Origin of the sequence: Ensifer sp. LC11 (assembly GCF_001695835.1) — a bacterium.
In the GTDB taxonomy this organism is placed as follows: Bacteria; Pseudomonadota; Alphaproteobacteria; order Rhizobiales; family Rhizobiaceae; genus Ensifer.
Genome location: NZ_MBSO01000056.1, coordinates 39,462 through 53,067, shown reverse-complemented (window position 1 = coordinate 53,067; position 13,606 = coordinate 39,462). Strand labels below are relative to the sequence as shown.

At 62.2% G+C, this 13,606-nt stretch carries 12 protein-coding genes and 1 riboswitch; of the genes, 3 read left to right on the top strand and 9 right to left on the bottom strand.

What is annotated here, in order from left to right:
- Positions 1 to 72: 72 nt before the first annotated feature.
- The 3 genes from BBX50_RS25790 to BBX50_RS25780 form a co-directional block, all read right to left on the bottom strand.
- Positions 73 to 1,035: an ABC transporter permease gene (locus BBX50_RS25790; RefSeq protein ID WP_065778141.1), complete on the bottom strand. Its 963-nt coding sequence runs from the start codon at positions 1,033 to 1,035 to the stop codon at positions 73 to 75.
- Positions 1,032 to 2,543: a sugar ABC transporter ATP-binding protein gene (locus tag BBX50_RS25785; RefSeq protein WP_065778140.1), complete on the bottom strand. Its 1,512-nt coding sequence runs from the start codon at positions 2,541 to 2,543 to the stop codon at positions 1,032 to 1,034. The genes BBX50_RS25790 and BBX50_RS25785 overlap by 4 nt, the downstream gene beginning before the upstream one ends.
- Positions 2,544 to 2,680: 137 nt before the next feature.
- Positions 2,681 to 3,571 (bottom strand): substrate-binding domain-containing protein, encoded by an 891-nt coding sequence (locus BBX50_RS25780; protein WP_065778139.1) that lies wholly within the window; start codon positions 3,569 to 3,571, stop codon positions 2,681 to 2,683.
- Here BBX50_RS25780 and BBX50_RS30145 point away from each other — a divergent pair.
- Entirely contained in the window at positions 3,564 to 3,776 is a 213-nt protein-coding gene (locus BBX50_RS30145) for a hypothetical protein (protein WP_139108398.1), read from the top strand. The two genes, BBX50_RS25780 and BBX50_RS30145, sit on opposite strands and share 8 nt — an antisense overlap.
- A gap of 89 nt (positions 3,777 to 3,865) precedes the next feature.
- Entirely contained in the window at positions 3,866 to 4,150 is a 285-nt protein-coding gene (locus BBX50_RS25775) for an acylphosphatase (RefSeq protein ID WP_065778307.1), read from the top strand.
- A gap of 99 nt (positions 4,151 to 4,249) precedes the next feature.
- Here the strand turns inward: BBX50_RS25775 and BBX50_RS25770 are convergent, their stop codons facing one another.
- Positions 4,250 to 4,918, bottom strand: coding sequence for a TetR/AcrR family transcriptional regulator (locus BBX50_RS25770; protein ID WP_065778138.1), 669 nt, complete (start codon positions 4,916 to 4,918; stop codon positions 4,250 to 4,252).
- 206 nt (positions 4,919 to 5,124) lie between these two features.
- On the opposite strand from BBX50_RS25770, the gene BBX50_RS25765 reads away from it, so the two are divergent.
- Positions 5,125 to 6,321: a multidrug effflux MFS transporter gene (locus BBX50_RS25765; RefSeq protein WP_065778137.1), complete on the top strand. Its 1,197-nt coding sequence runs from the start codon at positions 5,125 to 5,127 to the stop codon at positions 6,319 to 6,321.
- A gap of 86 nt (positions 6,322 to 6,407) precedes the next feature.
- Here the strand turns inward: BBX50_RS25765 and nrdF are convergent, their stop codons facing one another.
- The 5 genes from nrdF to metE all read right to left on the bottom strand — a co-directional run bounded on the left by nrdF (position 6,408) and on the right by metE (position 13,538).
- Positions 6,408 to 7,382, bottom strand: a complete 975-nt coding sequence (gene nrdF / locus BBX50_RS25760; protein ID WP_065778136.1) for a class 1b ribonucleoside-diphosphate reductase subunit beta — start codon at positions 7,380 to 7,382, stop codon at positions 6,408 to 6,410.
- Positions 7,383 to 7,562: 180 nt separating this feature from the next.
- A complete protein-coding gene (gene nrdE / locus BBX50_RS25755; protein WP_065778135.1) occupies positions 7,563 to 9,716 on the bottom strand; it encodes a class 1b ribonucleoside-diphosphate reductase subunit alpha in 2,154 nt (717 codons plus the stop codon).
- Positions 9,686 to 10,102, bottom strand: coding sequence for a class Ib ribonucleoside-diphosphate reductase assembly flavoprotein NrdI (gene nrdI, locus BBX50_RS25750; RefSeq protein ID WP_065778134.1), 417 nt, complete (start codon positions 10,100 to 10,102; stop codon positions 9,686 to 9,688). Before nrdI ends, nrdE begins: the two co-directional genes overlap by 31 nt.
- A 12-nt stretch (positions 10,103 to 10,114) precedes the next feature.
- Complete coding sequence (gene nrdH / locus BBX50_RS25745) at positions 10,115 to 10,336, bottom strand: glutaredoxin-like protein NrdH (protein WP_065778133.1); 222 nt, start codon at positions 10,334 to 10,336, stop codon at positions 10,115 to 10,117.
- A gap of 389 nt (positions 10,337 to 10,725) precedes the next feature.
- A riboswitch (cobalamin riboswitch) is annotated at positions 10,726 to 10,951 on the bottom strand.
- 235 nt (positions 10,952 to 11,186) lie between these two features.
- Positions 11,187 to 13,538, bottom strand: coding sequence for a 5-methyltetrahydropteroyltriglutamate--homocysteine S-methyltransferase (gene metE, locus BBX50_RS25740; protein ID WP_065778132.1), 2,352 nt, complete (start codon positions 13,536 to 13,538; stop codon positions 11,187 to 11,189).
- Positions 13,539 to 13,606 lie beyond the last annotated feature (68 nt).

Genomic DNA, 13,606 nt, shown 5'->3' with positions numbered 1-13,606 from the left:
CACGATGATTAGGTCGGAGCGGGATGCAGGCGGAAAACCGCAAACACTTCTCCTCATCCCGCTCCAAGGGGATCAGCGCTTTGCCTGCTTGGCGCGCACGTCGAGCCAGACGGCGATCAGGATCACCAGGCCCTTGACGATGAGCTGGTAGAAGTAGGGGACGGACAGCATGTTCATGCCGTTGTTCATGACGCCGATGATCAGCGCGCCGATCAGCGTGCCGACCATGGTGCCGACGCCGCCGGCAAGCGAGGTGCCGCCAAGGACCGCCGCGGCAATCGCGTCGAGCTCGTAGCTCATGCCGGCATTGGTCTGGGCGGAGAACAGGCGAGAGGAGAGCAGCACGCCGCTGATCGCCGCCATCACGCCCGAGATCATGAAGATCGTGATCTTCAGTCGGTCGACCTTGATGCCGGAATAGACCGCCGCCTCGCGGTTGCCGCCGGTGAGGTAGGCGCGGCGGCCGAAGCTCGTTTTGCTCAGGAGGATATGATTGACGACGAAGAGGACGGCGACGACCCAGATGATGACGGGCAATCCGAGCAAGCTCTCGGTGCCGATCGCCGTCCAGGTCGAATTCTCGATCATCGCCGGCGCACCGTTGGTCGGCAGGCTGACCATGCCGCGGTAGATGCCCATCGTCGCCACCGTGACGATGAAGGAGGGGAGCAGCAGTTTTGCCGTCAGCACGCCGTTCAGCATGCCCATCAGAGCGCCGGCCAGAAGCGTGATGACGAGTGCCGGCGCAAAGCCGAGACCGAAGGCGAAACATTGCGCACCCACCATGCCGGCAACCGCGATGATCGAGCCGACGGAGAGATCGATCTCGCCGAGCAGGATCACCCAGGTCATGCCGAAAGCGGCGATCGCCACCACGGCCACCTGCTGCAGGATGTTCATGAAGTTGACGACCGACATGAAGCGCGGGTTGAGGAAGGAGAAGATGGCGCAGAGCATCACCAGCGAGAGCAGGATGCCGCCATATTGTTTCAGCGCGCGCATCAAGGCGGCCTGGGCTTCGGATAGCTGTGTCATGATTGGAATCCCGTTGCGTGCGCCATGATCGTTTCCGGATTGAGGTCTGCGCCGGAGAGGGTCGCGCCGATGACGCCTTCGTGCATGACGACGACGCGGTCGCTCATTCCGAGAACTTCCGGCAGCTCGGAGGAGATCAGCAGGATCGCCGTGCCCTCGGCCGCCAGCTGGCGGATGATCTTGTAGATTTCAAACTTGGCGCCGACATCGACGCCGCGGGTGGGCTCGTCGAGGATCAGCACCTTGGGCCGGGTGAGCAGCCATTTTGCGAGCACGATCTTCTGCTGGTTGCCGCCGCTCAAAGAACCCGATGGGGTGTCGAGCGAGTGCGTCTTGATCGCCAGCCGGCCGACTTCCGTGGCCGCAGCTTCGCGCTCCGCGCGCTTGCGGGTGAAGCCGAGCGGGCCGGTGAAATCGGAGAGGGCCGCCATCGAGATGTTCCAGCCGACGCTGTGGCTGAGAACGAGGCCCTCTTCCTTGCGGTTTTCGGTAACGAAGCCGATGCCGCGGGCGATTGCCTCGGCCGGTGAGCGGAAGCGAACCGCTTGCCCGTCGAAGCGCACCGTGCCGGCGGCAGACTTCATGCCGAAGAGTGCGTTCATCACCTCGGAGCGGCCCGAGCCGACCAGACCGAAGAAACCGAGGATTTCGCCGGGACGGACGTCGAAGGAGATGTTGTCGAACTCTCCGTCGCGGGCAAGGCGATCGACCGAGAGGACCGGTGCTGCCGAGGCCGACTGTTCATGAACCGGTGGCGGATAGATCTCATCCATGCGGCGGCCGACCATCAATGCGATCAGCGCCTCGATGGTGACGTCGTCACGGTCATGGGTAGAGACATACTCGCCATCGCGGATGACGGTGATGTCGTCGCTGAGCCGCATGATCTCTTCCATGCGGTGCGAGATGTAGATGACGGCGACGCCGCGGCTCTTCAGCCGGGCGATGATGTCGAAGAGAATTTCCGCTTCGCTGTCGCTGAGCGAGGAGGTCGGCTCATCGAGAATGATGACCTTGGCCTCGTGGCTGAGACCCTTGGCGATCTCGACGAGCTGGCGTTGGGCGATCGAGAGATTGCCGACCTTCTCGCTGACGTCGATAGGCAGGCCGAGATCGGCGACGATCGCGCGGGCTTTTGTGATCAGCGCCTTGTCGTTGATGAAGCCGAAGCGGCGCGGTTCGCGGGTGGCGAGAATGTTCTCGGCCACCGTCAGGTTGCTGCAGAGGCTGAGCTCCTGGAAGACGATGGCAAGCCCGAGGGCGGCGGCGTCCCGCGGATCGGTCGGCCGATACGGGCGCCCGTCGAGGCTGATCTCTCCCGAGGTCGCTTCGTGTACGCCGGCGAGGATCTTCATGAGCGTCGATTTGCCGGCGCCGTTTTCGCCGAGCAGCGTGTGCACCCGACCGCGCCGAACCTTGAGGCGCATGCCCTTCAGGGCTGCGACCTGGCCGAAGGACTTGGTGATGTCGCTGATCTCAAGAATGGTATCCATGGTCGAACCATGCATGGCGACCTCCATAGAGCGCCGCGCCTCTGTTCAGGCGCGCAAGGAGCAAGCCGAGGGAGCGCCCTCCGGCCACATGCCGGAGGCGTTCACCCCGAGAGGTTGCCGCCGCCCGGAGGCGGCGGCGGTCCTGGGAGGACTTATTTCGCGGTGTAGACGCCGGGCACGATCGGCTGTTCGGCCGGAACGGTCTCGCCGGCGGCAACCTTGACGGCGGTGTCGACGGCCTGCTTGCCCATCTGGTCCGGGAACTGCTGGATGACGCCGACCATGACCGGGTTGGTGTCGACGGCGTCGCGGGCTTCCTTCATGCCGTCAAAGCCGATGACCTTGACCTGGGATTCGAGGCCCGCCGCCTTGGCCGCCACGGCGGCGGCAAGTGCCGCATCGTCGCCGAAGCCGAAGATGCCTGATATGTCGGGGTTGGCCTGCAGCATGTTCTGGGCGGCGGCCAGCGCTTCGGCACGGGTAATGCCGGTCTGGATCGCGACGATCTCCATCTCCGGATGCTTGGCGATCGCTTCCTTGAAGCCGTTGACGCGGTTCACCACCGACTGGACGGTCGGGTAGTCGATGACGGCGACCTTGCCCTTGTTGTCGAGGACCTTGGCCATCAGCTCGCCGGCCTTGACGCCGCCGGTGAAGTTGTCGGTGCCGATATGCGAGGTGACGGTTGCGCCATTGGCCGGAACGTCGACGGTGATCACCTTGATGCCGGCCTTCTCGGCCTTCTCGATCGCGGCGCGCACGCCCTGGCTGTCGACCGGCGAGATGACGATGACGTCGACGCCCTTGACGATGAAGTCCTCGACGTCGGCGAGCTGCTTGTTGAGATCCTGGTTGGCGATCGACACTTCGAGCTTGACGTTCTTGGCCTCAGCCTCGGCTTTCATCGCGTCGGCAAGCTCGATGTAGAAGGGATGCTGCTGGGTGAGCAGCGACGCGCCGATACCGTCGGCAAAGGCTGTGGAAGCAAGCAGCGACAGGGCCGTGCCGGCGACGAGCGATTTCAGAATGCGGGACATGTTCATGGTTTCCTCCCTGGAAACGGCGTGGGCCTTCGGTGTCTCGGCCAAGCTGGCGTGGCCCTCCCGCCGCCGTCTTGGTGAGTGGGTAAAAACCACAAAACTTTTCGCGCGTCAATTTTTAAAAATACGCAAAGAAAAAATATATTGGTTGCGAGATAAATACATCTGCCGCGCAGCGCGTTGCCTCGGGTTGCGCGGACAACGATGAGGGGGAATATGCCCGGCTTGCAGTATTGCGCTTGCCTTCGCCACGGATTGCCCCAGATTGATCCGAAGACGGTGACGGAGGCGATCATCATGGGCCAATTCCAAAAGACGGCGCGGGTGCGAATCCTCGGGCGTGTTCAGGGGGTTAGCTTCCGTGTGTGGACACGTGACGAGGCGCAGAAGCTGGGTTTGGCCGGGTGGGTGAAAAACGAGCCTGACGGTTCGGTTGCCGCGCTGATCAATGGTTCGGAAGAGGCGGTAACGACGATGCTCGAACGCCTGCGCAAGGGGCCGCCGATGGCATCGGTCACGCAGGTCATCACCGAATTCGTCGAAACGACGGGAGAGTTTCAAGGATTTCGCATCACCCGCTAAAGCATGTCGCGCAAAAGCCTAAAGGCGCGAATCCGAAAGACCACGACGCGCTTCAGGCGCGGGCAGCCAAGGCGGAGCAGCGGCGCTGGCGGCAAGGTGTCAGGCGGGCGTCTGTGCGGCAGGCTGGCCATAGGCGCGCAGAAATGTCCTGACTGCCCTGCGGGCACTGACCTCAAGTTCGGCCTCGCTCGGGGCTTCGCCGAAGAGCCCGCCCATCTGCAGGTCGGCCTTGATCAGCGCGATGAACTGGCGCGCGGCGAGATCGAAATCGTCGATTAAGAGCGGTGCGGCATGGGCAAGGCGGGCAAAAAGCGCCGCCAGTGCGCGGTCGGTCTTGCCTGGGCCCTGTTCCCGCCAGAACTGGAAGAGATGCGGATAGCGATGGCCCTCCGTGGCGATCAGCTTCTGGATAAATTTGGCATCCTGGTTGCAGATGCAGCTCTTGTTGAGGCGCACCGCAAAGGCGGAAAGGTCTTCCTCAAGATTGTCGGCCGTTTCGGGAAATGTCGCGAGGATGGAGAACAGGACGCCGTTGGTGCGATCCATGATGTCCTGGATTACCGCCATGAACAGCGTCTCTTTCTCGCGGTAATGGTTGTAGATCGTCTGGCGCGATACGCCGGCTTCGGCGGCAATCTCATCGATGCTCGCGCCGGAAAAGCCCTCCCGGCAGAATACGTCTGCTGCGGCTTCCAGGATCGAGACGCGTTTCGCCAGTTGTCCTTTTTGCACGCGGGCGTCCGGCGAGGCGAAGTCATTTCTTTTCATGGATTGAAGATAAGGCCCATTGACGATTTAGACAATGGTGTCTAATTTTACACTTGTGTCCAAATTAATGGACTGAGTAGTCAGTGCCGGATGCGTCTCCCAAACGTTCGATCCTGGCACGACCGTCATCTTTCGAGTTTCAATCCTGGCGGCAGCGATGCCGGCCTCGGGCCGGCTGCTTGTCGCGATTTCTGAAAGATCTTGCCATGACAACGTCCTTCCTGCGCACAGCCATCGTGCTTGGCCTGATTTCGGCGATCGGCCCCTTTGCAATCGACATGTATCTGCCGGCCCTGCCGTCGATCGGCAAGGATCTGGCGGCTGAAAACGGCGTGGTGCAGCTGAGCCTGCTGGCCTTCTTCATTTCCTTTGCCATTTCCCAGCTGATCTACGGTCCGCTCTCCGATATCTGGGGCCGCAAGGCGCCGCTCTATCTCGGTATCGGCCTCTTCACCGTCGCCAGTGTCGGCTGCGCGCTTGCAACCGACATCGAAACCCTGATCGCCTTCCGCTTCCTGCAAGGGATCGGTGGTGCCGCCGGCATGGTCATCCCGCGTGCGGTCGTCCGTGATATGCACACCGGCGTGCAGGCGGCGCGGCTGATGTCGCTCCTGATGCTCGTCTTCAGCATTTCGCCGATCCTGGCGCCACTCGCCGGCAGCGCGGTGATCCAGTTTTACGGCTGGCGCGGCGTGTTCTATGCGGTGATGATCGCCGCCTTCGTCGGCCTGATCCTGCTGTCGACGCAACTTGAGGAGACCCGCCCGAAAAAGGATCGTGCCGGCAGCAGTGTCGCGAGCGCGCTCGCCGCCTACCGCCTGCTCTTGTCCGACCGCAACTTCCTGACGCTCACCTTCATCGGCGGGCTCGGGATCTCAGGCTTCCTCGTCTATCTCGCCAACTCGCCCTTCGTGCTGATCGACCACTACGGGCTGACGCCGACGCAATACAGCATCGCCTTTTCGATGAACGCCGTATCGTTCTTCGCCGTGTCGCAGGCGACCGGCTGGCTCGGCGAACGCTTCGGCCTGGTGCGGGTCATGCACCTTGCCGTTGGCGCCTTCGCGCTGACCATGGCCACGATGTTCATCGTCATGAGCCTCGGCTTCAACCAACTGCCGGTCATGGCCGCCTTCCTGTTCGTCGGCTACGGTGTGCTCGGCCTGGTGATCCCGACATCGGCGGTGCTGGCGCTTGAGGAGCATGGTGAGATTGCCGGCACGGCCTCGGCGCTGATGGGCACGCTGCATTTCGTCACCGCCGCCGTCGCGATGATCATCGCCAGCGTCTTTTTCGACGGAACGGCCCTGCCGATGGCCGGAGCCATTGCAGCCTGCGCGCTTGCCGCCTTCCTGCTGACCCAGGCCACGATCGGCCGCAGCCGGGTGGTCGCCGCGGAATAGAGGTGCCCGGTTGATGTGCGGAGCCGCCCGAAGACGCCAGGTCCTCGGGCGGCTCTTCATTTTTTCCGCAAGTGCCCTGGGTTTTCTCAGAAAACCCAGTCCTCGTCTTCGGTGGCGACCGCCTTGCCGATGACGTAGGAGGAGCCAGAGCCGGAGAAGAAGTCGTGGTTCTCGTCGGCGTTCGGCGAGAGCGCCGAGAGAATGGCGGGGTTGACCTTGCAGGCCTCCGGCGGGAACAGCGCCTCGTAGCCGAGGTTCATCAGCGCCTTGTTGGCGTTGTAGTGCAGGAACTTCTTCACGTCCTCGCTGAGGCCGACGCCGTCATAGAGGGCTTCGGTGTATTTCGCCTCGTTGTCGTAGAGTTCGAGAAGCAGGTCGAAAGCGAAATCCTTGATCTCCTGTCGGCGTTCTTCGCTCAAGCGCTCCAGAGCGCGTTGGAACTTGTAGCCGATGTAGTAGCCGTGCACCGCTTCGTCGCGGATGATCAGGCGGATCATGTCGGCGGTGTTGGTGAGCTTGGCGCGGCTCGACCAGTACATCGGCAGATAGAAGCCGGAATAGAACAGGAAGCTTTCGAGAAAGACGCTGGCGACCTTTTTCTTCAGCGGGTCGGCGGAGGCATATTGCTCCATGATCAGCGCCGATTTCTTCTGCAGGAACACGTTTTCCTCCGACCAGCGATAGGCGTCGTCGACGTCAGGCGTCAGGCAGAGCGTCGAGAAGATCGAGGAGTAGGAGCGGGCGTGCACCGCTTCCATGAAGGAGATGTTGGAAAGCACTGCCTCCTCATGCGGCGTGGCGGCATCCTCCATCAGCCTGACGGCGCCGACGCCGTTCTGGATGGTGTCGAGCAGGGTGAGACCGGTGAAGACACGGATGGTGAGCTGCTGCTCCTCCGGTTTCAGCGTCGCCCAGGACGGGATGTCGTTGGAGAGCGGCACCTTTTCCGGCAGCCAGAAATTGCCGGTGAGGCGGTTCCAGACCTCCAGGTCCTTGTCGTCCTCGATGCGATTCCAGTTGATGGCGCGGATGCGGCTTGCGGGTTTTGTGTGCATGTTCATCGGTTGGGCCTTTTGGGTCGTGTCAGCCCCTCATCCGCCTGCCGGCACCTTCTCCCCGCGCGCGGGGAGAAGGGACTAGCCGCACCGTCCTTACGCATCCATCAGCGTTTCGGGGCACGTCCCCTCTCCCCGCAAGCGGGGAGAGGGCTAGGGTGAGGGGCACTTTATGGGAACGCGGCGTTAGAGAGCGCAGGAAACGCAGCCCTGGACCTGCGTGCCCTCCAGCGCCATCTGGCGAAGTCGGATGTAGTAGATGGTCTTGATGCCCTTTTTCCAGGCGTGGATCTGGGCGCGGTTGATGTCGCGGGTCGTCGCCGTGTCGCGGAAGAACAGGGTGAGCGACAGGCCCTGGTCGACATGCTGGGTGGCAGCAGCATAGGTGTCGATGATCTTCTCCGGGCCGATCTCGTAGGCGTCCTGGTAATATTCGAGATTGTCGTTGGTCATGAAGGCGGCCGGATAGTAGACGCGGCCGATCTTGCCTTCCTTGCGGATCTCGATCTTCGAGACGATCGGGTGGATGGAGGAGGTCGAGTGGTTGATGTAGGAGATCGACCCCGTCGGCGGTACCGCCTGGAGGTTCTGGTTGTAGAGGCCGCCCGTCATGACCGCCTGCTTCAGCTCCAGCCAGTCCTCCTGGGTCGGGATAGCGATGCCGGCCTTCTCGAACAGCTCCTTCACCTTCTCCGTCGCCGGCAGCCATTCGGCTTCGGTGTATTTGTCGAAGTATTCGCCTGAGGCGTATTTCGAGCTCTCGAAGCCCTTGAAGCTCTCGCCGCGCTCGACGGCGATGCGGTTCGAGGCCCGGATCGCGTGGTAGGTCACCGTGTAGAAATAGATGTTGGTGAAATCGATGCCTTCTTCGGAGCCATAGAAAATGCGCTCGCGGGCGAGATAGCCGTGCAGGTTCATCTGCCCGAGGCCGATGGCATGGCTGTCGTCATTGCCTTTCTCGATCGAAGGAACCGAGGAGATGTGGCTCATGTCCGAAACGGCCGTCAGCGCCCGGATCGAGGTCTCGATGGTCTTGCCGAAGTCGGACGAATCCATCGCCGCGGCGATGTTCAGCGAGCCGAGATTGCACGAGATATCCTTGCCCATGTGCTTGTAAGACAGGTCGTCATTGAATGCGCTCGGCTCGCTCACCTGCAGGATTTCCGAGCAGAGATTGCTCATGGTGATGCGCCCGGCGATCGGGTTGGCCCGGTTCACCGTGTCCTCGAACATGATGTAGGGGTAGCCGCTCTCGAACTGGATCTCGGCGATGATCTGGAAGAAATCGCGCGCCTTGATCTTCCGCTTGCGGATGCGGGCGTCCTCGACCATCTCGGGGTATTTTTCTGTCACCGAGATCTCGGTCAGCGGCACGCCGTAGACGCGCTCCACGTCATAGGGCGAGAACAGGTACATATCCTCGTTGTTGCGGGCGAGCTCGAAGGTGATGTCCGGGATGACGACGCCGAGCGACAGCGTCTTGATGCGGATCTTCTCGTCGGCATTCTCGCGCTTGGTATCGAGGAAGCGCATGATGTCCGGGTGGTGGGCATGCAGGTAGACAGCGCCTGCCCCCTGGCGGGCACCGAGCTGGTTGGCGTAGGAGAACGAGTCCTCAAGCAGCTTCATCACCGGGATGATGCCGGACGACTGGTTCTCGATCTGCTTGATCGGCGCGCCCATCTCCCGGATGTTGGTGAGCGACAGCGCTACGCCGCCGCCGCGCTTGGAGAGCTGCAGCGCCGAATTGATCGCGCGGCCAATCGATTCCATGTTGTCTTCGACCCGAAGCAGGAAGCAGGAAACGAGCTCGCCGCGGGCCTTCTTGCCGGCATTGAGGAAAGTCGGCGTCGCCGGCTGGAAACGGCCGGAAATGATCTCGTCGACGAGATCGCGGGCGAGCTGTTCATCGCCGCGCGCCAGCGTCATCGCCACCATGCAGACGCGGTCCTCGTAGCGCTCCAGATAGCGCTTTCCGTCGAAGGTCTTCAGCGTATAGGAGGTGTAGTATTTGAAGGCGCCGAGGAAGGTCGGAAAGCGGAATTTCTTGCTATAGGCGTGGTCGTAAAGATCACGCACGAAGTTGAAGGAATACTGGTCCAGAACCTCCTGCTCGTAGTAGCCCTCGACCACGAGGTAATCGAGCTTCTCGCGCAAGTTATGGAAGAAGACCGTGTTCTGGTTGACGTGCTGAAGGAAGTATTGCTTCGCCGCCTGCCGATCCTTGTCGAGCTGGATCATCCCATGCTCGTCGTAGAGGTTCAGCATCGCGTTCAGCGCATGATAGTCGAGCGCGGTTTCTGTCGCCTTCAAAGGGCGTTCGAGTGTTGTGACGTCCAAAATCGTTCCATCCCGTTTCTGACATTGGCGACGTCCTCCTCGGTTCCGAGAAGCTCGAACCGGTAAAGGTAGGGCACCCGGCACTTGGCCGAAATTACGTCGCCGGCGATCCCGTAGGTCGCGCCGAAATTGCTGTTGCCTGCGGCAATCACGCCGCGGATGTGGGAGCGGTTGCCCGCATCGTTCAAGAAGCGGATGACCCGTTTCGGCACGGCGCCCCGGCCGTCGTCGCCGCAATAGGTCGGCACGACGAGCACATAGGGCTCGGCAATCGTAAGCAGATCCTTACCTTCCTTGAGCGGTATGCGGGCCGCGCGAAGGCCGAGTTTTTCGACGAAGCGATGGGTGTTCTCCGAACGACTGGAAAAATAGACGATCAGGCCCATCGCCTCTCTCCTTTAGGAAAGCGCGCTGATCATGTCCGGGCGGAACCCGGCCCAATGCCGTTCACCGGCAACGACGACCGGAACCTGGCGGTAACCGAGGTCCTGCACGAGCGCGAAGGCAGTCGTATCTTCGGAAATGTCGACGATCGTGTAGTCGATGCCCTGGCGGTCGAGGGCACGGGTGGTGGCGGTGCACTGGACGCAGGCAGGCTTGCTGTAGACGGTGATGGACATGGCTTTCCTCGTAATCGGAACTGGAAATTGGGCGCAAAGGATCGTCGGGTCGCACCGATGCGAACCGTCAGGGTGGCGATAGAGAATGAATTGCTCAGCTCCGGCCCAAGTCGGCCGAAGTTGGCGTCATCAAACAGGCCCGATCATCGCTCCGAGCGACCGGGCCGGATTGATCGTGATAGGGCGCACCGAATTCTCGCAGTTCCGGCACGCGGCATTTCGATCAGGCGCGCCGAAACGCGCAGCCGTCCATAATTGGCGGATCTAAACTGGAAGATGCTGACATGACTTCACCCCGAAGCTTACGGCAGGTTGCCGGGGAGATGTCGAGACGATCAGGCAGGCTCATCCTGCCGCACTCAACTCAACCCCTCCGGACACCCCGCCCGTGGACGTTTGGTGCTCAAGGCAGGTCTCCTGGCTCACGGGTCGCAGCTTCCATCCTGACCTTCCCGAGGCCTCATGCCTCAGTGGTCCAAATCCGGACAGTCGCTCGCCGTCTACAGTTGCGGGGGCAGCTACGGCATAGCCTGGCGAAAACCCGCCGGCGCACCGTATTCCCGTCTTAGCTCTCAATTCTTGCGAATCGAGAGAACCTTGAACACTACATATAGTAGTTCATCGCAAACTGACGTCAATAGGTTCCGGGTGGCGAATGCCGGGGCAAGGGGGTGATTTCTTTGCCGGTGTGGATAACGGGGAGTAAACGGCCCTTCGTCGTCAAGCCTGTGACAGGGGACGCGCGTGCCGCCATCTGCATGGCCGTGATGGTTGGTGTCGCCCGGAAAGACGATGTCGATGAGAGCGGCAGGCGCCGAGGTTCTCCTCGGCGCCGTCTGGAACGTGTCGCTCATGCGCTTGCGGCCTGCCGCTTACGCGCCGCAAATGCCCGGCGCAGTGTTCGGGACGCCGCCACCATGTTGACGAGTGCCGGCTTTGTTTCTTCCCAGCCCCGGGTCTTCAGGCCGCAATCCGGATTGATCCAGATCTGTGCCGGCTGAAGACCTTCGGTCGCCTTCTCGATGAGATGCACCATCTCCGTGACATCGGGCATCCGCGGCGAATGGATGTCGTAAACGCCGGGTCCGATTTCGTTCGGATAGGCCTCATCGGTGAAGGCGCCGAGCAGTTCCATCTTCGACCGGGAGCTCTCGATCGAGATGACGTCGGCATCCATCGCAGCAATCGCGGCCATGATGTCGTTGAATTCGGAGTAGCACATGTGGGTGTGGATCTGGGTGGCGTCATTGACGCCTGCGGCGCTGAGACGGAAGCACTCCACCGCCCAGTCGAGATAGGCTTTCCGATCGGCCGCCTTAAGCGGCAGGCCCTCGCGCAGCGCCGGTTCGTCGATCTGGATAACGGCGATGCCGGCCGCCTCGAGATCGATCACCTCGTCGCGCAGCGCCAGCGCGATCTGCCGGCAGACGACTGCTCGCGGCAGGTCGTCGCGCACGAAGGACCATTGCAGCATGGTGACCGGACCGGTGAGCATGCCCTTGACCGGCCGGTCGGTCAGCGATTGCGCGAAGGCTGCCCATTCGATTGTCATCGGGTTCGGCCGCGAGACATCGCCGAAGATAACAGGCGGGCGCACATAGCGCGAACCGTAGCTCTGCACCCAGCCGCTTTGGGTGAAGGCGTAGCCGGAGAGCTGCTCGGCGAAGTACTGCACCATGTCGTTGCGCAATTCGCCATGGACCAGCACGTCGATGCCGATCTCCTCCTGCCAGCGCACCGCCTGCTCGGTCTCCTTGCGCAGGTAGGCGACATAATCGACATAGCTGAGCTCGCCTTTGGCATGCAGCGACCGGGCCTGCCGGACCTCGGAGGTCTGTGGGAAGGAGCCGATCGTCGTCGTTGGAAAGAGCGGCAGCGACAGCCGCTCAGCCTGCAGCGCGCGACGGGTGGCGAAAGGCGATAGCCGCCGGCCGTCGGCAGCCGTCAGCGCCTTCAACCGTCCGGCCACCAGCGGATCATGGATCCTGAGTGAGGTGAGCCGCGCCTTGGCAGCCTCGGTCGAGGCTGAGAACACCTGCTCCGGGTTGGCAAGTCCCGGCTCGAAGGCGCGGGCAAGCAGCCTGAGTTCATCGAGCTTCTGCACAGCGAAGGCGAGCCAGGAGGAAAGTTCGGGGTCGAGCGCCCGCTCCAGGTCGAGATCGATGGGCACGTGCAGAAGCGAGCATGAGGGGGCAAGCTCGATCCGGTCGCGGCCATGGGCCGAGACCAGTGGCTGCAGCCGGCGCAGCACGCCGGCAAGATCGGTTCGCCAGATGTTGCGGCCGTCGACGACGCCGAGCGAGAGCACCCGGTCCGCCGGGGCAGACTGGATGAGCGTGTCGATCTGCTGCGGCGCGCGCACGAGATCGACATGCAGGCCGGCAACCGGGAGAGCAAGCGCTGCCGCCGTGTTGTCGCCGATCGAACCGAAGTAGGTCGCGAGCATGATCTTGAGCCTGGGAATTTCGGCGGCGAACGTGCGGTAGGCGAGGTCGAGGGCGCGACGGTCCTTGTCCGTGAGATCGAGCACGAGGCAGGGCTCATCGATCTGGATCCACTCGACGCCGGCATCGTCAAGTTCCGCCAGCAAGCGCGCGTAGACGGGCAGCAGGCGCTCAATCAGATCGACGGGATCGAAGTCGCCGTCCTTGGCCTTGCCGAGCTTCAAGAAGGTCACCGGGCCGAGCAGGACGGGCCGCGTGCGATAGCCAAGCGCGAGGGCCTCCAGAAAGGCGTCGAGTGGGCGATTGTGCGTCAGCTCGAAGCGTTGGTCGCGGTCGAATTCTGGCACCATGTAATGGTAGTTGGTGTCGAACCACTTGGTCATTTCGAGGGCGGGATTGCCGCTGTCGCTTGCCGTATGCGTGCAGCCGGAGGCGCATGGCGCGCCGGTCGAACCGCGCGCTATGGCAAAATAGGTGTCGAGATCGACAGCTCCCCCTTTCCAGCCGTAGGCGGCCGGGATTGCACCGACGAGTACGGCGGTATCGAGTACGTGATCGTAGAAGGAAAAGTCGTTTGATGGGATGATGTCGACGCCGCGCGCCTTCTGTGCGGCCCAGTTTTCGGCCCGGAGCTTGGCTCCGGTGTCGAGAAGTTCGTCGCGGCTCGCCTTTCCAGCCCAATAGCGTTCGAGCGCGAATTTCAGTTCGCGATGGCGGCCGATGCGCGGGAAACCGAGATTGGCAGTCTTGATGGTCATTTCCTTACCCCGAAGGTTATGGGCAAGGCTTGGAATGCGACGCAGCCGCGGCGCGAGGAGCTATCCCG

Excerpts from the sequence above, each read along its gene's own strand:
- BBX50_RS25775 (WP_065778307.1), top strand. The coding sequence starts at position 3,866 with ATGGGCCAATTCCAAAAGACGGCGCGGGTGCGAATCCTCGGGCGTGTT.
- BBX50_RS25780 (WP_065778139.1), bottom strand. The coding sequence starts at position 3,571 with ATGAACATGTCCCGCATTCTGAAATCGCTCGTCGCCGGCACGGCCCTG.
- nrdF (WP_065778136.1), bottom strand. The coding sequence starts at position 7,382 with ATGAACATGCACACAAAACCCGCAAGCCGCATCCGCGCCATCAACTGG.
- nrdI (WP_065778134.1), bottom strand. The coding sequence starts at position 10,102 with ATGGGCCTGATCGTCTATTTTTCCAGTCGTTCGGAGAACACCCATCGC.
- nrdH (WP_065778133.1), bottom strand. The coding sequence starts at position 10,336 with ATGTCCATCACCGTCTACAGCAAGCCTGCCTGCGTCCAGTGCACCGCC.
- BBX50_RS30145 (WP_139108398.1), top strand. The coding sequence starts at position 3,564 with ATGTTCATGGTTTCCTCCCTGGAAACGGCGTGGGCCTTCGGTGTCTCG.
- BBX50_RS25765 (WP_065778137.1), top strand. The coding sequence starts at position 5,125 with ATGACAACGTCCTTCCTGCGCACAGCCATCGTGCTTGGCCTGATTTCG.
- BBX50_RS25785 (WP_065778140.1), bottom strand. The coding sequence starts at position 2,543 with ATGCATGGTTCGACCATGGATACCATTCTTGAGATCAGCGACATCACC.
- metE (WP_065778132.1), bottom strand. The coding sequence starts at position 13,538 with ATGACCATCAAGACTGCCAATCTCGGTTTCCCGCGCATCGGCCGCCAT.
- BBX50_RS25790 (WP_065778141.1), bottom strand. The coding sequence starts at position 1,035 with ATGACACAGCTATCCGAAGCCCAGGCCGCCTTGATGCGCGCGCTGAAA.
- BBX50_RS25770 (WP_065778138.1), bottom strand. The coding sequence starts at position 4,918 with ATGAAAAGAAATGACTTCGCCTCGCCGGACGCCCGCGTGCAAAAAGGA.